The 19,077-nt window shown below is 42.2% G+C and carries 15 protein-coding genes and 1 tRNA gene; 11 read left to right on the top strand and 5 right to left on the bottom strand.

What is annotated here, in order from left to right; all coding sequences use genetic code 11:
• Positions 1-29: 29 nt before the first annotated feature.
• From PW252_RS08185 to PW252_RS08150, 8 genes are all read left to right on the top strand, one after another.
• Positions 30-5,870, top strand: coding sequence for a ZmpA/ZmpB/ZmpC family metallo-endopeptidase (locus tag PW252_RS08185; protein WP_248050979.1), 5,841 nt, complete (start codon positions 30-32; stop codon positions 5,868-5,870).
• A 260-nt stretch (positions 5,871-6,130) separates the two neighbouring features.
• The gene (locus tag PW252_RS08180) at positions 6,131-7,084 is read left to right on the top strand and encodes a LysR family transcriptional regulator (protein WP_248051094.1); all 954 of its coding nucleotides are present in this window, start codon (positions 6,131-6,133) and stop codon (positions 7,082-7,084) included.
• Positions 7,085-7,094: 10 nt separating this feature from the next.
• Positions 7,095-8,015 carry an MBL fold metallo-hydrolase gene (locus PW252_RS08175; RefSeq protein ID WP_248050977.1) on the top strand — a complete coding sequence of 307 codons (921 nt, stop codon included), beginning with the start codon at positions 7,095-7,097 and terminating at the stop codon, positions 8,013-8,015.
• Positions 8,016-8,079: 64 nt separating this feature from the next.
• Positions 8,080-9,111, top strand: coding sequence for a DNA polymerase III subunit delta (holA, locus tag PW252_RS08170; RefSeq protein WP_248050975.1), 1,032 nt, complete (start codon positions 8,080-8,082; stop codon positions 9,109-9,111).
• Between the two features lie 73 nt (positions 9,112-9,184).
• Complete coding sequence (gene sodA, locus PW252_RS08165) at positions 9,185-9,796, top strand: superoxide dismutase (protein WP_248050973.1); 612 nt, start codon at positions 9,185-9,187, stop codon at positions 9,794-9,796.
• A gap of 334 nt (positions 9,797-10,130) precedes the next feature.
• Entirely contained in the window at positions 10,131-10,478 is a 348-nt protein-coding gene (rplS, locus tag PW252_RS08160; protein ID WP_011921928.1) for a 50S ribosomal protein L19, read from the top strand.
• 322 nt (positions 10,479-10,800) lie between these two features.
• On the top strand, positions 10,801-11,475 hold the full coding sequence (locus PW252_RS08155; protein WP_248050972.1) for a beta/alpha barrel domain-containing protein: 675 nt from the start codon (positions 10,801-10,803) through the stop codon (positions 11,473-11,475).
• 46 nt (positions 11,476-11,521) lie between these two features.
• A tRNA-Arg gene (locus PW252_RS08150) sits at positions 11,522-11,593 on the top strand.
• Between the two features lie 37 nt (positions 11,594-11,630).
• Here PW252_RS08150 and PW252_RS08145 read toward each other — a convergent pair.
• The 5 genes from PW252_RS08145 to PW252_RS08125 all read right to left on the bottom strand — a co-directional run bounded on the left by PW252_RS08145 (position 11,631) and on the right by PW252_RS08125 (position 16,434).
• Positions 11,631-12,725 (bottom strand): tyrosine-type recombinase/integrase, encoded by a 1,095-nt coding sequence (locus tag PW252_RS08145; RefSeq protein WP_248050971.1) that lies wholly within the window; start codon positions 12,723-12,725, stop codon positions 11,631-11,633.
• A 294-nt stretch (positions 12,726-13,019) separates the two neighbouring features.
• Complete coding sequence (locus PW252_RS08140) at positions 13,020-14,222, bottom strand: IS110 family RNA-guided transposase (RefSeq protein ID WP_316716662.1); 1,203 nt, start codon at positions 14,220-14,222, stop codon at positions 13,020-13,022.
• Positions 14,223-14,470: 248 nt separating this feature from the next.
• Complete coding sequence (locus tag PW252_RS08135) at positions 14,471-15,661, bottom strand: chloride channel protein (protein ID WP_248050969.1); 1,191 nt, start codon at positions 15,659-15,661, stop codon at positions 14,471-14,473.
• Positions 15,651-15,929: a chorismate mutase gene (locus PW252_RS08130; protein WP_248050968.1), complete on the bottom strand. Its 279-nt coding sequence runs from the start codon at positions 15,927-15,929 to the stop codon at positions 15,651-15,653. Before PW252_RS08130 ends, PW252_RS08135 begins: the two co-directional genes overlap by 11 nt.
• A 49-nt stretch (positions 15,930-15,978) precedes the next feature.
• The gene (locus tag PW252_RS08125) at positions 15,979-16,434 is read right to left on the bottom strand and encodes a flavodoxin (protein ID WP_105117408.1); all 456 of its coding nucleotides are present in this window, start codon (positions 16,432-16,434) and stop codon (positions 15,979-15,981) included.
• A 94-nt stretch (positions 16,435-16,528) separates the two neighbouring features.
• Between PW252_RS08125 and PW252_RS08120 the strand changes: the two genes are divergently transcribed.
• From PW252_RS08120 to PW252_RS08110, 3 genes are all read left to right on the top strand, one after another.
• Entirely contained in the window at positions 16,529-17,473 is a 945-nt protein-coding gene (locus tag PW252_RS08120) for a DHH family phosphoesterase (protein WP_248050966.1), read from the top strand.
• A complete protein-coding gene (locus tag PW252_RS08115; RefSeq protein WP_248050964.1) occupies positions 17,460-18,488 on the top strand; it encodes an FAD:protein FMN transferase in 1,029 nt (342 codons plus the stop codon). Before PW252_RS08120 ends, PW252_RS08115 begins: the two co-directional genes overlap by 14 nt.
• A 120-nt stretch (positions 18,489-18,608) precedes the next feature.
• A complete protein-coding gene (locus tag PW252_RS08110) occupies positions 18,609-18,851 on the top strand; it encodes a type B 50S ribosomal protein L31 (RefSeq protein WP_029944240.1) in 243 nt (80 codons plus the stop codon).
• The last annotated feature ends 226 nt before the right edge of the window (positions 18,852-19,077 follow it).

Raw genomic sequence — 19,077 nt, 5'->3', positions numbered from 1 at the left:
TATTTGGCTCAAAAGGAGACTATATTTTAATGAATTTACATTTTTTACAAAAGAAGCACCATTTTGGCATTCGTAAGTTTTCCATTGGTGTCGTGTCAGTTGCTTTGGCCATTAGCTTTAGCGTCCTAGGAGGGCAGGTTGCGGCTGCGCAAGAGGTAAGTCAAGTGCCTACTAGTAGTCAACAAACTAGTCAGTCAGTAACAGATGAGGCAAGTCAAGAGCTGGTAACCAATGAGGTAGCTGTTCAAACTCCAGAAACCGTTGCTTCCTCACTAAACGAAGCCATACAGGAGAACCCAGCTCAAGAAAGCCAGCTTGTAGAAGTAGAACCAGCTATTCAGAAGGAAGTGGTCTCTCAAGACCTTTCAGCCCCCCAAGCAGCACTTCCAGCAGAAGCAGGGCAAGAGCAGCCTGCACTGGAGCAGGTAAATGAGAACACGCTCCCAGCAGAAAATTCTCATCAGGTTATTGAGCCAGTAGAACCAGAGTCTGTTCAAACGGTACAAGAACCAGCAGGTTCAAGGGACGAGGCTACTCAACCAGTTCAACCAACAGAAACAGCAGCAGGGGAAGTCGCTCCGACTGAACAAGCAGTAGAGGAAGTCGTTCAGCCTGTGCTACGTTCAGCACGAAGAGCACGCAGTGTGGCAGTTACTGAAGTAGCAAAACTACCATTAGATGCCCAAGGTCAGCTAATGACTTCAGTCAGTGGAGCTACTGTTCATAAATTCCAAGTACTCAATTCAGATGGTAGTAGCCAGATAGTTCCTGCGGATTCTCAGCCAACAACAAGCCAGACCAGCGATGCAGTTGCGCAACAGGTTGCTTCACTGAAGGCTGACTTTGCTAAAGTGACCTATGATTCACTTTATCCTCACCTCAGTCATCGAGTAAGTTCTATTGTGGACAATGAGCTGGTAAAGAGCCTTAGCCAAGAAAAAGGTGGGCAAGCCCCTACCGCAGCGGAAAAGCAAACAGCCTACATGGATTTGCTGGACATGAGATCAAGCTTTGAGCGTGTTCAGACAGACTTGGAACAGATTTTAACTGGAGTATTTGAAAAGGCTGCTGCTGTGAATATTGACAGAGTAAGAGCCAAGAAGGAGCAAATTCTCACAGCCTTAAGTTACTTGGATCGCCGCTATTCATTCACATTTGGAAATTATGCAGCCAAAGATTTAATTCTCTTCCATCCTCAAGTTTTCGGAGGTAGGGGAGATACCCTTGAGAATCTCCTTGGACTTGCAAATCTGACTTATCAAGATTTGACCATGGATCAGAGTGCGAATACCTATCAGAGGAAATTAGCTCCGCTTACAAGCCAAACAGATTTGGCAGCATTTGTGGAAAAGGGGGTCAGTCTCTTTGACCCGAGCCTATCAGAGGAAGAGTGGTTTAAACAGACTACTAAAGCCCATATTGTTGAAGCAACCAATGCTTACAGCTCTGCTTCCTTGTATGAAAAAATCAAAACAGACGGTCGTTTAAAAAATCACCTTATTCCACTGTTGAGCTTATCATCAGATAGTATCTATGCAATTTCAACCTCAAATACAGTCAATTATGGCTTAAAAGAGACCTATGTAAATCCAAGCCAAGCTGGCAGTCAGCAGGATTTTCTAGCTACCTTGTCCAGATACGCAGAACACCAACAGGAATTTTTAAACTTCTGGTACCGCATGACCCAGAAGAAAGAGCAGTTGACCAACCATGCACCGATTATTGTGGTGGATAGTGTGCAAAAATACGGTCAGTCGCCTCAGAGTGCAAGTGAATTGTATTCGCCTAAATTCGGTTCTAAGGTGTTGGAGGGAGTTAGAGAGTTTATTCGTCCTTTGAATATCTACTCCAATTTTTTCCGAGCAGATGGTCAAGCCAATGGCAGTTCCAGTGTCAATCTCTACCTGAAAAAATCCCTTACTGATGATGGGCAATCTGTCTATACCCATGAATTAACGCACATACTGGATAAGACAATTTGGCTCAATGGCCACGGTAGGAGAGCAGGTCAAGGTCCAGAAGTTTATGCACGAGGGCTCTTTGAGTCAATCAATAACAGTTTAGGTACTGCCTACGATCCTGTTTTTAACCTCAATACTGCCTATACATTGACAGGCAATCGCACTCAAAACAGCCTGCCAACTCGGTTTCAAACGACTGAGGATATGAAGACTTATATGCAAGGTATCTTGGATGTTCTTTACACCCTTGACTATGCAGAGGCGCAATCTATCTTAAACCGTAGCGCAGAAGACAGGGCTGTTTTGCTTAATAAAATCAGCATCATTCCAAACCCCAAAAATAATGGAATCGGACTAGTGACAGAGAGGGTCAGCCATATTGATACCAGTCTAGCAGCCAGTCTGACCTCTATTGATGATTTTATAAATCAAAGCCTGATTTCGGCGCGCTATAAATTTGATGGAATGTATACAGTCGGAACAGCCCGAACCAATTCCTACTATACCATCCCTCTTTTTGAACCAATTTATGCCGCCCTCCAAAACAATAGTGGAAGTGTTGGCGACATTGGTTTTAAACGAAATGCCTATGAGATTTTAGGGGAATATGGCTATGAAAATGGAATGGTAGCCTATATCTCAAACCAGTATGCCACCGACCAAGCAGCCCTTTCTGCCATCATGCCTGCATACGGTGGCGATTTATCCGCCTTCAAAAAAGCCATGTTTGCACGCCGCATTGCCAAGGTATCTGAACTAAAACCGACTAGTGTAGCCAGTGATTTTGCCACGATTCAAACCATGATGGATCAGGCTATTGCTAAGGATTTACTTCAATTGAAAACCAATGCGAAAAACAATACCTATCTGTCACATAGAGTGACAGCAGTGAGGGAATTAAAAACAAGCCTCTACCAAGCCTATTTGCGGGACACAAATGACTTCCGTACAAGCATTTATCAGGAACAAGTAGCGCGTGATTTGTATGTAACCAATGGTGATGAGAAATCCCAAGATGGTAACGGGACCCTTGATAATCCTTATCAGAGTTTATCTTTTGCTCTTGCACAGGCAAAAAATGGGGATAGGATCAAGCTTGTTAGCAACATCATGCACCGGCAGGATAAACCTTTCCTCCTTGATAAGGCTGTCACTATTGATGGTCAAGGTCATCGCCTAAGTTTCCGCGGTCCAGATGTGGAGCTAGGGGCTGATGTGACCTTTGCGGATTTAACATTAAATATGTTAGTAGATGGTAGTAAACAACCCAATATTTATGCCAATGGCTATCACTTGACCTTAGATCAGGTATCTACAACAATGAGTCAGGCACAAAGTGACTTACGTCCCACTCTAGTTGCCGGTTCTCGTTCAGGTCAACCAGCAGGCAGTCATGGGAAAATTACCATCCTTAATGGAAATTCAGACACTCGGTTTAACACCATTTATGCTGGAAATGCTGATTCAGTAAGTAACATTCCAGTAACTATTTCTATCCTGTCGGATTTTGTTAGTGTAGACCAAGGAATCAAACTGTCAGGTGTTAATGGAGAAGTTGTGATGGAGCCAGTTTTGGTAACATCAAAGTCTAGCAGTCTGAAGTCAATTGACGGCAACGGAAGTTGGGATAATAAGGTTACGATTGATACTGCACGTGTTTATGGTCTTAACTTACAAAATATCCAAACGCTCGAATTGGTCAATCAGGCGGATGTTAGTTTAGCTAGTCAGGTATCTGAAATCTCGACTGGTGTAGAGCTAGAATCGGGTACTCAGTTGACTATTGCCAATGATCCAGTCACCTTAGGTAGCTTATCTGGTCAGGGGACAGTCATTATTCCAGTGGAATCCAGTCTCAATGTAATAGGAGATATTGAGGGAAATGTTGAGGTACTGGTTAGAGGATTTGAACAAAATCTAGCCAAGAATATAGACAAGGAATATGTCAGGGTTGAGGGAATGTTATCTCCTACAGCTCGTATTACCTTGGAGAAAGGCTATAATCGTTTTGACCTGGTCAAAGATGAAATTATTTATCGCTTGGTAGAGCTAAAACAGCCTGTTCAAACTCATACAGTAACCTTGCACTTCACCCAGTCAGGTCAGTTGTTAAAAGAGAAGCAGGTGCAAGTTGATAATGGGCAATCAATCACAGGTGTGGAGAACGATTTGCCTATAGCAACAGAGGGAACCTATCAGTTGGATCCAAACTTTGACAGAACGGTGTTGACAGCTATCACTAGCAGTAAAACGATTGAGATTCCAGTAGTCTTGGTTCTGCCAAAAGCAAGTCGCTACCAGCCTCATGTTAATGGGGAAGCCCGTGTCCTACCGACAAGCAGTAGTGAGGAAACAAAAGCTGAAATTGTGAAGCAAATCAATCTACCAGCTGACGCAGGTCAATTTGATGTTGTAGTAGTTACTCCAATTCCACAGTCTAGTGGCGACCACTCCATGACTGTTCGTGTGGTCTATGACGACCGTAGCCAAGAAGAGCTTGTAGTACCTCTTCATATCCTCACAATAAAAAATGGAGAAGTTGTCAAACACAGCTTACCAGAAGGCGTTCTTCCTAAAGCGGATCGCTACCAGCCTCATGTTAATGGGGAAGCCCGTGTCCTACCGACAAGCAGTAGTGAGGAAACAAAAGCTGAAATTGTGAAGCAAATCAATCTACCAGCTGACGCAGGTCAATTTGATGTTGTAGTAGTCACTCCAATTCCACAGTCTAGTGGTGATTACTCCATGACTGTTCGTGTGGTCTATGATGATCGCAGCCAAGAAGAGCTTGTAGTACCTCTTCATATCCTCACAATAAAAAATGGAGAAGTTGTCAAACACAGCTTGCCAGTAGGCGTTTTAGAACCGTTGGTAACTGCCAAAGGCAAGGGAGTTACCCATGAATTGCCGGTCGGAATTCTTCCACCTCTTGAAACGGCAAATGGAGGAGGTGTTCGTCATGAATTGCCAGCAGGCGTTTTAGAACCGTTGGTAACTGCCAAAGGCAAGGGAGTTACCCATGAATTACCGGTCGGAATTCTTCCACCTCTTGAAACGGCAAATGGAGGAGGTGTTCGTCATGAATTGCCAGCAGGCGTTTTAGAACCGTTGGTTACTGCCAAAGGCAAGGGAGTTACCCATGAATTGCCGGTCGGAATTCTTCCGCCTCTTGAAACGGCAAATGGTGGAGGTGTTCGTCATGAATTGCCAGCAGGCGTTTTAGAACCGTTGGTTACTGCCAAAGGCAAGGGAGTTACCCATGAATTGCCAGTCGGAATTCTCCCACCTCTTGAAACGGCAAATGGTGGAGCCTTATTGCACAGTCTTCCGACTTTCTCTGTAGACGCTATTGTCCAACTCCTGAATGCTGGTCATAAGATTTCACTTGGTCTATTAGATGGAGCAATTTGGTCTACAGGTGATGGTCTAGACCATAGTTTACCAAGTTTGGAGATTGCTAAAGGTAGTTCTGTCAATCATCAGTTACTAGAGGGAACACTTCCATTGATGGTAACTTCCAAAGGGGCAAGTATCAGCCACTTCTTGCCAGAGGGGATTTTGCCATTATTGGTGACTGCAAAAGGCAAGGGGGTTACTCATTTTATTCCAAGTGGTACCTTACCTCTAACAGTAACAAGAAGTGAAGCTTATACTCCGGCAATGCCAGCCGCTTCATTGTTACAGCAACGGCAGAAAAATATGGAGACCAAGCCAGCTGTGTTACCGTTGGTAGCCGTACCTCAGAAGCAGGCAGACCAGTTCAGTGCCACCTTGACAAGTAGCAATTCAGCCACGTCAACTTCCAATCGTTTACCTGAAACAGGGGAGAGAAACAATCTAAGTCTTCTAGGATTCTTACTTGCATCCCTAGGCTTTAGTTTCTGGATTGGTCGCAAAAAAGCTGAATAAAGCGGAATAGATTTTGCTTAAGAATTAGTATCAGAAACGGACAAACATCTGGAATTACAAGAGCAGATAGTTTGTTCGTTTTCTTTTTCTTTTTTCAAGGAGTGCTAGCCTTGCTCAAAAACAATTGACTTTTCCAATCAATAAGTATGCAAAATAGAGTATATATGGTATAATGATATAAATAAAACGTGTAAAAGAAGAGAAGGGGAAGCACTTCTCTTAAAATTGGTCCTTGTAATAGAAGGAGTAGTGTAATGGGCATGGATATTGTACAAATGGGATACCTGATCAATATCGTGGAGTGCAGATGTAATTTATCCCTTGCAGCTAAGAAAATTCATATCAGCCAGTCTGCCTTAAGTCAATTTATCACGCATTTTGAAGCAAGTGAAGGCATTCAATTATTTAATCGGAAAAATGGGCGCTTGGATGGTATGACAGAAGCGGGTCGCATGGTCTATCGTTTTGCGACAGAAATTGTTGCCAAATACGAAGAAATGCAGGATGTTATTCAAAAAGAAGCTGCCAAACAGCAAGGAACTATCCGACTTGGTCTTCCGTCCATCATTTTGAGAGCTTATTTTTCTCATCTTTTGCCCAAATTTTATGTCAATTACCCCACTATCAATATCGAAATTTTAGAGGGGGGTGGCTTGGAAATATGGAAAAAATTTGTGCACAATGAGCTAAATATAGCTCTCCTAGTCGAGCCGACCAAGCTGGATAGCAAAAAATATGAACAGCACCTAATCCACAAAGATGAGTACGTTGCTTTTATGGATAAAGACCATCCGCTAGCCAGTAAGGAATATTTGGAATGGAGCGACTTGCAGGACTATCCCATAACGACCTTTAATCAAAACTTTACCAGCTATAGCAATATTATGCAGAAGTTGAAGGATGAGAATATAGATATTCAACGTCTACATCATTCCTCTTCTTGGGACTATATGGTCGCTGCAACAGCAGGAAATGATATCGTTAGTGTGTTGCCGAATAGTGTCGAAGAATTGATTGATGAAAGTCAGTTTAGGGTCGTTCACTTTCGTGATGCCCTACCCTTTAATGTCTGGCTGTGTCGACCGCATCGTAAACGAGTGGGGGAGGCAGAGAATTTCATCTATGAGGAAATACTGAAGTTTCATGTCCCAACTAGTGAGGAGCAAACGGGTGGTTGCAATTGCATGAGCAGTCTGAATGTACCAGTCGGATAAAGGAGAAACCATGTTACAAGCATTTGAATTTGGAGAAATGAGGATTACCTGGCTACGGGGAGCTGACAAATATACAGATGCAGGTACCTTGTTTGGGCCTGTCCCCAAGGCTGTTTGGTCCAGATATTATCCAACAACAGCCGACGGCTTGGTAGCTGATTTGACAGATCCTATACTCATTGAATATAAGGGGAAGAAATTTCTGATTGATAGCAGTTTGGGGACTGAAAAATTAGATGCCAAACAAGTTAGAAATTTAGGGGTTGTTTCTGAGAACAGAATGTTAGAAAGTTTGGCTGAATTGGGCTATAGCAGACAGGATATTGACGGAGTGCTGATGACCCACATGCACAATGACCATGCGGGTGGCTTGACCTGTCTTGAAGAAGGCGGGCTTGTTTCGACCTTTCCCAATGCCAACATTTACATCAATGAAATAGAATGGGATGAAGTCCGTCTTCCAAATCCTCGTACCCGTGCAACCTATCTCAAGGAGAATTGGCAAGCTATTCAATCTCAAGTCAAAACCTTTGGTCCATCTATTGAAATCATCCCAGGTATTGAGATGCACAAGACAGGTGGACACAGCAAGGGGCATTCTATCATTCTATTAAAACAAGACCAGCAGACCATTATTCACATGGCAGATTTACTCCTAACGCATGCCCATCGTAATCCCTTATGGGTTGCGGCTGTGGATGACTATCCAATGGATAGTATTGCTGCTAAGACCAAGTGGATAAAAGAAGCCTATGAAAATGGCTATATTTTCCTTTTTTATCATGATTCATTTTATTCCCTGCTACAATTTACACCAGAAGGGAAAGAAGTAATGGCTTATATGGAAAGATCTCGTCCTCCCCTTGTCCCATTTACAAGTCAGCAAGACAGGAAGCTGATGATTCCACCTACTGCTAAAAAACTTGGTTAGCCAGCACCCAGTGACCTACTGGGTGTCTTTTTATGGTAAAATGGAGAGAGAAGTAGAGGATGATATGACAATTATTGGACAGATTGAGAAGTTAAGAAAAGAACATTTAGGGTCCCTGACAGTCTTATGCGGTGAGGATGTTGGACAATATCAGATTGCCAAGGACTTACTTTTAAGGCAGGTGGATTTTGATCCCGCAGATTTGGGTTTTGCCTATTTTGATATGTCTGAGGCTGACTACAGTCAGGTCGATTTGGATTTGGTATCTTTGCCATTTTTTTCAGATGAAAAAGTAGTTATATTAGACTATTTTGCCGATTTGACGACGGATAAAAAGCGGTATTTGACGGATGACGAGCTCAAGCAGTTTGAGGCTTATTTGGAAAATCCTGTCGAAACAACCCGTTTGATAATCCTAGCCCCAGGTAAGTTGGACAGCAAGCGTCGCCTGGTCAAACTCCTCAAACGAGATGGTCTTGTTTTAGAAGCCAGTCCTTTGAAAGAAATGGATTTAAAGAACCATTTTCAAAAAGAGGCCAATCAACTAGGCTTGCAGATGGCGTCCGATGTTTTTCAATACTTATTGGTCAAATCTAATTTTGATTTTGCAGAAATTAGTAAAAACCTAGCCTTTTTACAGTCTTACAAGGGACAAAATCTGATTAGGATGGCAGATATTGATGCCGCTATTCCCAAGACGCTGCAGGACAATATTTTTGACTTGACCCAAATGGTTCTCCAATCGAACATCGACGAGGCCCGTCAACTTGTTCGTGACTTACGCTTACAGGGGGAGGATGAAATCAAGTTGATCGCCATTATGCTGACCCAATTCCGTACTTATTTACAGGTTCAACTTCTTCGAGAACAAGGCAAGAGTGAGCCACAAATGGTAGCAGAATTGTCAGAAATCATGGGGCGAAAGGTCAATCCCTATCAAATCAAATTTGCACTTCGGGATTCGCGCTACTTATCTCTTGGATTTCTGAAAAAGGTGGTCAAATTGTTGATTGAAACAGACTACCAAATTAAAACAGGTGTGTTTGAGAAAGATTACCTCTTTGACCTAGCGTTACTAAAAATTTCAAGTCTATAGTCAGACAAAAAAGTTGAAAAGGCTCTCATTATGGAGTACAATAGGACTATCAATTAGTATAGGAGTACAAAAAATGGCAATTATTTTACCAGATTTACCATACGCATACGATGCCTTGGAACCACATATTGATGCAGAAACAATGACCCTGCACCATGACAAGCACCATGCAACTTATGTTGCAAATGCCAATGCTGCCCTTGAAAAACACCCAGAAATCGGCGAAGACTTGGTAGCACTCTTGTCAGATGTGGAGCAAATTCCAGCTGACATCCGTCAAGCACTTATCAACAACGGTGGCGGTCACCTTAACCACGCACTTTTCTGGGAATTGCTTTCACCAGAAAAAACAGAAATTTCAGCAGAATTGGCAGCCGATATTGATGCGACTTTTGGTTCATTTGCAGCCTTCCAAGAAGCATTCACTACAGCAGCAACAACTCGCTTCGGTTCAGGTTGGGCTTTCTTAGTAGTCAATAAAGATGGCAAGTTGGAAGTTATCTCAACTGCTAACCAAGACACACCGATTATGCAAGGTTTGAAACCAATCTTGGCACTAGACGTTTGGGAGCACGCATACTACCTCAACTACCGTAACGTCCGTCCAAACTACATCAAAGCTTTCTTTGAAGTGATTAACTGGAATAAGGTAGATGAGCTGTATAAAGAGGCTCTCAGCAACTAATCTACTAGCTTACTGCGACGTTTTTTCGAGGAAACGATCTTTTTCCGAGAAAAAACTAGTCAGTCCTCTAGGAAAGCTAATCGGGCTTTCCGTGCTACAAGGAGCAAGGCCCTTGTAGCTGAGGAGTGGAACAAAGTTGACGAGCTTTATAAAGCAGCTAAATAAGATGGTAAAACAGGCGATTTTTCGCTTGTTTTTTAAATATTTTAAGTATTTTTCTTTACAAGAGAAGAGGATTTTAGTATAATTTATTTTGTGTGTAATGGACGCACAAAAATACAGTTTATCCGCTGGGTTTAAAAGCACCTATGATTGACAAAGATAGGAGAATAAAATGAATCCATTGATCCAAAGTTTGACAGAAGGTCAACTTCGTACTGACATCCCTTCATTCCGTCCTGGTGACACTGTACGTGTTCACGCTAAGGTTGTCGAAGGTAACCGCGAACGTATCCAGATTTTCGAGGGTGTTGTTATCTCTCGTAAAGGCCAAGGCATCTCAGAAATGTACACTGTACGTAAAATCTCTGGTGGTGTAGGTGTTGAGCGTACATTCCCAATCCACACTCCACGTGTTGATAAGATTGAAGTAGTACGTTACGGTAAAGTACGTCGTGCTAAATTGTACTACCTACGTGCATTGCAAGGTAAAGCAGCGCGTATCAAAGAAATCCGTCGCTAAGATGGGAGGAAGCAGCAAAAGTTGCTTCTTTTTTTGTTTATAGAGCTAGCTTCCTATCTGACCTGTCTGTATGTATAGTCATTTGAAGAGCTTTGATACATCGTCACTTTCGCTTTGCTGTACTCTACTAAAGTGACTTGCTTCGCAAGTCTTATTTCCAACCTAGAACCCCCTCTAGGCTGTTCTAGCTGCCTGCACCTCAGTTCCTTGTCTGAAAGCTCTTCACTCGACTATATAAAGGACAATCAAGAATAGATGTTTACTATATCTCCCTACATAAAAATATGTTATACTGTTACTATATATACAGAGGAGGTCTAGTATGAGCAAACAAGTTATTCCGTCTGTTTTGTCTGATTTACGCCAGGATATTGTGCAAGTACCTGACATTATTAAGGAATGCAGCGGCATTCGCATTTATGGTCGTCGGATCCGCTCGGTTTTATTTACAACGGATGTGGCGATTATTGCCAATCATAATGCAGATGCCGTTTTAGCAGTTTATCCATTTACTCCTAGTCCAGCCATCCTTAAAAGTATTATGATGGTTGCCTCTGTCCCGGTTTTAGCTGGTGTTGGTGGTGGACTAACGACAGGAATGCGGTCGGCCAATATGAGTTTGCTTTCTGAGTCCGAAGGAGCTTACGCTGTTGTGGTCAATGGTCCTACTAACGTGAAAACGATTGAGCAAATTAACAAGATGGCTGATATTCCCATTATCTACACAGTCGTTTCAGAGAAGGCAGACTTGTTATCACGAATTGAGGCCGGCGTAGATATTTTAAACGTTTCCTGTGGACTAGAAACTCCTGAGGTAGTGAAAAAAATACGTGAAGTTCTTCCAGATTTTCCTATCATTGCGACAGGCGGTCCAACTGAAGAATCCATCCGTCGTGTTATCGAAGCAGGAGCCAATGCCATTTCCTATACCGCTCCAAGCAATGCCGAACTCTTTAAAAAGAAAATGGAAAAATATCGAATATCAAGTAAGGACTAGCCCGACCTTGCAATCTTCTATTTTATGAGTTAAAATAGAAGAGTAGCTTCCCTTAGTTAAATGGATATAACAAATTCCTCCTAAGAATTAGTTGCAGGTTCGATTCCTGCAGGGGAGATAGAAATACAACGAAAACCCTTGATACACAAGGGTTTTTAACTTTCTTGCCCCAAATTCGCCCCAAATTTTTCCATTAAATTTCTGACTTTGTCGAATGATTCTTCTTGTTTAGCCTTGAATAGGTGCGAATATGTTTTCAATGTTTCGGTTGCATCCTTGTGTCCTACTAACTTGGCAATGGTTACAACGTCCACGTCATGATAGATCAACCAGCTAACGTAAGTATGACGTAAGCCGTGTACATTAAATGTTTGACGTGTCTTTTTCTTTAAAATTTTATTTTCGCCAGTCCCGGTCAATTTGGTAAATAATCTTTTATCTGGATTGTCTATATATCCAACTTTCATGTACTCGTCGTATGCTTTCAGCCACTCACTATCAAATGGCACATCTCGTTCTGATTGTGGATTCTTAGTAGGTCCCCAACCTTTCTTCTTTCCATAAACTTTGTAAGTCCTGCGGATTCGTAAACATATATTTTCACGGTCAACGATAGGCTCTGTAATGCCTGCTGCTTCCGAGAAACGAAGTCCAGTTTTTCCGATAGTGTACAGGAAGAAGTGAGACTGGTACTTGATTGTCTTTCGATAATCTGTGATTAATTGTTCGTATTCATCTAGCTCTATGTATTTATCCTCCTCTTTCTTGGATTCGACATCGGAGAAAATCTTAACAATTTCGGTAAAATCTTTTTTTAAAATCCCTTGATGGATAGCAACTTTAATTGATGCCCTTATGTGCGAATTGAACCTTTTGACACTTTCTTTCACATAACATTTTGCTAATTCGTTAATTATGTTTTGATAAGAAGTGGCGTTTATTTTCGAAAGTTTCGTTTCGTGAAAGTATATAGTAATCAGTTTAAGGGTGTATTCATATTTACCAAACGTTTCTGGTCCAACATGAGGCTTCTTGTGGATTTCCATCCATTTTTCAAAGTATTCCGCAAGGGTAATGTTCTTATCTTCCACAATGCCATTGGACAGCTCAATTTCAGCCTGTGAGGCAGCCTGAACAGCCTCCGCCTTGGTTCTATATCCAGACTTGGATTTCTGCTTATATGAGCCGTCTGGGGCTTTATAGGAGATACGGTATTCCCATCCGTTATCCCTTTTTCTAAAGTATGCCACTGATTTACCCTTCAAATTTGATAAAATGGGTATAGTAAAGAGACCTACTGCAAAGCAGGTTTCTGACTATCCGCCACCCTACGCTCTCCTCGACCAAAATTTGAGTGTAGGGCTTTTTCTACCATTTGTCAAGCCTATCAAGGTATTTGATGAAAAATATTTTGAGTTCAATAGTCAAAATAAGGAAATTGTTTTCTTTTGGACTAAAGTTTCGTGTAAAAAAGAGTACACGAAATTAACACCTTATGTTGAAAATTTTTGATAAGGTGTTACAATGATAGAGCATAAACAATCTTACTGATTTTGGGTTAAAGTGTAATCGTAAAGTTTGTTATGCGTTATGAGGTAATACATTGTCCGAATGAGACGATGTATGGAGGCAATCGTGTGTGGCTTTGTAGAAGTCGTTTGCGATTGTCTTTTTCGTTTCTCATAAAAGTCGGCGATATGGCAAGGATTGGTGTGACTGGCTGAAGCGATATTGTGAATGCATTTGAACAGAATCTTTCTAGCGTAGGGATTGCCACGCTTGGTAATGTGTTCCTTAGCTAAAAAGTTACCCGATTCATAGTGTCTCAGGTCAATACCGATAAAGGCATTGATTTGATTGGCAGACTGAAAACGGCGAATATCTCCCAGTTCACCAATAATACTTGTTGCAGTAGTCTCAGCTATTCCAGGAATAGAGAGCAGAATGTCATATTCAGGTAATGGCTGAGCTAGTTCCACCATTTGGTCTAGGACAGTTTGTCTCTGTTCAGAAAGCCGAAGCAATTCTTTTGCATAGTAACGCACCTCTTCTAGTATTGGAGAGGTTTTCTTGACGGCACAGTAAGATTGATTAGCTAGTGCTATCAACTTCTCAGCTAAATACGCCACACGCTTGTCCGAAATCCGTTTTGAGGTGGACTGACGAATGCTCTCTGAGAGTTCGTCCTTGCTTAACTCAAGCACGAAGTCCTTGCAAGGAAAAGCTATGACTAGGTTCCAGTATTGTTCGCCAGATGGTGTTGATAAGATAGTTTCCAATTCAGGAAAAGTGACTTGTAAGACCTTGTGCAGACGGTTTTTAGCTCGAACAATGTCCTCGGTCAGATTCTGATAGAAACGGCTGAGATCCCGCAAGTTTTGGTAGACTTCTTCTTGGACATAAGTGGGTTTACGATTCAGCACAAATTGAGATTGAGCCAGTTTTTCGGCGTCAATTTGATCTGTTTTCCGCACACGCAAGCTATCCAGTTGCTTCTTAGCTTCTAAGGGATTAAGCCGTGTATAAGCGTAGCCATGTTCATCCAGAAAAGCTTGAAGACGACGAGAATAGACACCTGTTGCTTCAAAGATGATTTCTGGCTTATGGACGGTTTTCAAATCGCCAAGTAGCCGAGCAAAGCCGATGGCGTCATTGGACATGGTATAGCCATGAACTTTCTCACTATTGACTAGAATGGCCACTTCTGAACTTGCCTTACTCACATCAATCCCAAAAACTGCACGCATGATATTACCTCTTTGTCTTGAATGATTCCTTGTTTTAGTGATGTCATTTTCAATACTCGACGTCAGGCGTCCCACATACTTTGATAACATTCTTTCTAAAACAGGTGCCTTGCCAGTTTTTGATGCGACGTCTAGCGTCAAAAAGCCCTACGACTTAACAAGACACCTCTACTTTATCATAAAGAAAAAGTAGTGAGTACTTTCTCCCGTCGGAGATTTCTTCACTACTAATCTTAGTATGTTTGTGTTTAAAATTTTCTTATCTGCTGTCCATAAATCGTCTGTTTTCTGTTTACAAGATAAGCTAGGGCAAGCACTGGAATGGCATAGGGGATGATATTCCAACCAAATACCTCGTAGCTGATTAAAATCGGTGTCAGTAAGGTATTGGTTGCAGAGCCAAACACAGCACAATAGCCAAGGGCTGCAACAAGTTCTACTGGTAGGCCAAGTAATCCAGCTAAAAGAGCTCCAGAACTAGCGCCAATAGCAAAGAGCGGAGTGACCTCACCACCTTGAAAACCTGCAGCTAAACACAAGCAAGTGAGCAGAAGTTTGAGTAGCCAGTCATAAGCAAATACATGCTCCCCAACCAAACTAGCATCAATCAAATTGGTTCCCAAACCAGCATAACGACCTTGATGGAAGAAGAAAAGTATAACGCTTAGTCCAACTCCCAGGATAGCTATTTTAATGTAAGGATTTGGCAACCAGCGAGACGAATACCTTTTTGCCTGTTCTAAAAGCCAGGCAAAAAGATTACCAATAACCCCAAAGCATAGGGCAATAAAAATCCATTTGAAACTATCTGTAAACTGGAAAGTGGGGACCGAAATGGTATGAGTAAATTTTTCCAAGCCCAATAAATGTGAGGTAGTAGAGGCTGTAAAGGCAGCTATTAAACAATAGACCAAATTTCTCCAAGCATATTGACCAACGATCAAGACCTCAATAGCAAAGAAACTGGCAGCCAAGGGCGTTTGAAAGAGCCCAGCAAAACCTGCTGCCATACCCATCTTCGTTACTATATCCTTGGACAAACCTGTAAAACCTTGTTTCCGTAGCCAATGCGAAAGACTAGCTCCAAGCTGAACGGCCACACCTTCACGACCAACGGAAGCCCCAAAAAGATGGCCGAGCCAGGTCGTGCAGATGATGAGCGGTACTAAGACTGGAGAAATTTGCACTTTCTCCCCTTGTCCAGCTTTGAAGACTAAGCCCATACCTGCTTGGACTTCCCTCCCCCATTTTTGATAAATGAAAACAATCACCACCCCGGCAAGTGGCAGAAAGGGGATTAGAAAAGTAAAATATTCAGATCGTAAGTCTCCAACCTCTAGTAGAATTTTCCCAAAAAGTGTGGTGACCAGTCCAGCTAACAGTCCCATGAGGACGGAAAAGAGCAGGAGTTGAAGTATTTGTTTACCTTTACTGGTCATCGCTAGCTAGTTTTCCAGCTTGATAGGCTCTGGACTGGGCCATGATGTCGCTAAAGGTCGCTTGAATAGCTGAGCGGTAGTCGTCCTTTTGAACCAGGTTTCCAACTCGTTCAAGTACAGCGTTTTCTCTGCTAGTGTCCAAAACAGGTTTGCCAGTTGCTCGCTTAAAGGCTGTGACTTGGTCAACTAGCTTCATGCGTTGTTCAAGCAAGTCAACTAATTGACTGTCAATAGCGTTAATATTTTCCCGGATATGATCTAGATTCATTTTTTCTCCTTTTAAGAAAACCAGTAACAGATGTTACTGGTTGATTTGATTATTCATTTACTTTGGCAGCAAGGTCAGTTGCAAATTTTTCTAGGTTTACGATATCCTCGTCTTCAGCAGCAAGGTCTACCTTGACATTTTCAGCCCCCTTGACTGCACCACGTGAACCCAGCATGACATCAAAGTCATCTACTGCACTACAGAAGTCATCATAGAAGGTATCACCAGAACCGCAAACACCGTACACCTTACCAGTCAAATCCAAGTCCGCTAGGTCAGCATAGAAATCAACGATTTCATCTGGAAGCTCACCATCACCACCATAAGAATAAGTGTAGCTGGCTACGACAATTAAGTCAGCATCCAAGATTTCTTCTGTTTCAATGGTCGTACATTCGTGCACCTGTACTTCCAAACCCAACTCTTCTAGCTTACTGGCGACGATATCAGCAATTTCTTCTGTGTTACCAGTCATACTAGCGTAAACAATTTTTGCTAGTGCCATAATTTCCTCCAAATTACATAGTAATCTCATTATACCATACTCCCATCATTTTCAAAAGGGGAAGTTTATGCTAAAATGATGAAAAGGAGTTGCTATGACTATTTACAGTACAATTATCGAAAAAATTCGCGAATATGACACTATTATCATTCATCGTCACCAACGACCAGATCCAGATGCTATCGGTAGTCAGGTTGGCTTACAGAAGCTCTTGCAGAAGAATTTTCCTGAAAAAACCATTAAGGTGACCGGTTTCAATGAGCCGAATCTTGCTTGGATGGCAGAAATGGATCAGGTTTCCGACCAAGATTATCAAGGGGCCTTGGTTATCGTAACGGATACTGCCAATACAGCCCGTGTGGATGATGACCGCTACACTCAGGGTGAATTCCTGATAAAAATCGACCACCATCCAAATGAAGAGCCTTATGGTGACCTGCTCTGGGTCAATACTGAGGCTAGCTCATGCAGTGAAATGATTGCAGAATTGGGCCTTCAAAGCCAGTTGGAATTGGATGGGGAAACTGCTCGACTGCTATATGCTGGTATTGTTGGCGATACGGGACGTTTTCTTTATCCGGCGACTAGCTCACGCACTTTTGAAATTGTTGCCCGCCTTCGTCAGGAAGATTTTGACTTTGCAAGGATGTCTCGCCAGATGGATACCATTGATTTCAAGATTGCCAAGCTGACAGGTTACGTTTACGACAACTTGGAAGTTGATGAGCACGGTGCAGCACGGGTCATTTTGACACAGGACATTCTCAAAAAATACGGGGTGACCGATGCGGATACATCATTTATCGTTGGAGCTCCAGGACGGATTGGCACTGTACAATCTTGGGGGATTTTTGTGGAACAAACTGACGGAAATTACAGGGTTCGTTTACGCAGCAAGTACATTCCGATAAACGAGATTGCCAAGCGCCACGATGGCGGTGGCCACCCACTAGCCAGCGGTGCTAACTCTTATTCCCTTTCCGAAAATGAGCAAATCTATCAAGAAATTCAAGAGGTTGTGAGGAATGCAAGCAAGTAGCCGTTCCCTTCGTCTAATGGGAACCATCATAGAAACTAAAATTTGGCACCCAGATGCAGAACCAATTTTAGATCAGGTTGAAGAGTTGCTCTATCTATATAAGGACAGATTCTCTGCCAATGATTTGACGTCAGAATTGATGGAGGTCAATCTAAACGCTGGTGTTCAAGCAGTTCCTGTTGCCGATGACCTGTATGAATTGATTAAATTGGGCAAAGAACACAGTCTGGCTCAGGGATCTTTTTTGAATATTACCATCGGTCCACTTGTGCAAAGCTGGCGGATTGGATTTAGCGATGCTAAACTTCCAACTCAAGAAATGATCAGTGAAAAACTCCAACTCATCAATCCAAGGGACATTGAATTATATGACCAAGAGCAGACGGTCTATCTAAAAAAAGAAGGCATGGCCATTGATCTGGGTGCTCTTGCTAAAGGATATGTAGCAGATAAGATTGTTGACTTCTTGAAAAGAATAGGTGTGGAGGCTGGGCTGATTAACCTGGGAGGCAATGTCTTGACGTTTGGACAAGCTCCGCATAATCCAGATGGCCATTGGAGAATTGGTATTCAGGATCCTCAGAAAGCGCGTGGAGAAAATGCCCTCGTCCTCAAGATAGGCGAAGAGTCGGTTGTCACCTCTGGTATTTACGAACGTAGCCTCACGGTAGATGGTCAGACCTATCATCACATTTTAAGTTCTCAAACGGGTTATCCTATCCAAAGTCCGCTTGCCAGTGTGAGCATTGTGTCAAAAAACTCTGTCGATGGGGAGATTTGGACGACCAGACTGTTCGGTCAAACCATAAATCAGACTTTGAAAGAAGTCGAAGAGACGGATGGTCTTGAGGCGGTCTTGATAGGTCTCGATGGGAAGATATTTGTGACCTCAGGACTTACAGAAAAAATACTGGCAGGTAGGGAGCGAATCTCAGATAGTTTGGGGAGCCCATCCAGAGGTGGATTTGGGGCAAGAGTGACTTCTGATCTTGCTTCTGGAGCCTCTGTCCTATAATCTGTTAAAAATCTTTGAAAAATCGGTAAAAAGACTTGCCAGAAGAAAAAAGTTTTGGTAAACTTAAATGGTTATAATCTATGGCTCGGAAAGAGACCATGGCAGAAAGGAATTTTTAAAATGAAAAAAGATATCCATCCAGAATATCGCACTGTTGTCTTCATGGACACAACTACTGGCTACAAGTTCCTTAGTGGTTCAACTAAGAAAACTAGCGAAACTGTAGAATTCGAAGGTGAAACTTACCCATTGATCCGTGTGGAAATTTCATCAGACTCACACCCATTCTATACTGGACGTCAAAAGTTCACTCAAGCAGATGGACGTGTGGATCGTTTCAACAAAAAATACGGTCTCAAATAAGAAACCATATTTACATTACAGAAATGTTGATACAAAGCCTTTTCCAAGAAATTGGAGAGGGCTTTTTTCTACCATTTGTCAAGTCTATCAAGGTATTTGATGAAAAATATGTTGAGTTCAATAGTCAAAATAAGGAAATTGTTTTCTTTTGGACTAAAGTTTCGTGTAAAAAAGAGTACACGAAATTAACACCTTATGTTGAAAATTTTTGATAAGGTGTTACAAT

This window comes from Streptococcus sp. 29887 (assembly GCF_032595075.1).
Lineage (GTDB): Bacteria > Bacillota > Bacilli > Lactobacillales > Streptococcaceae > Streptococcus > Streptococcus iners.
This window is presented reverse-complemented; position numbering and strand designations above follow the sequence as displayed.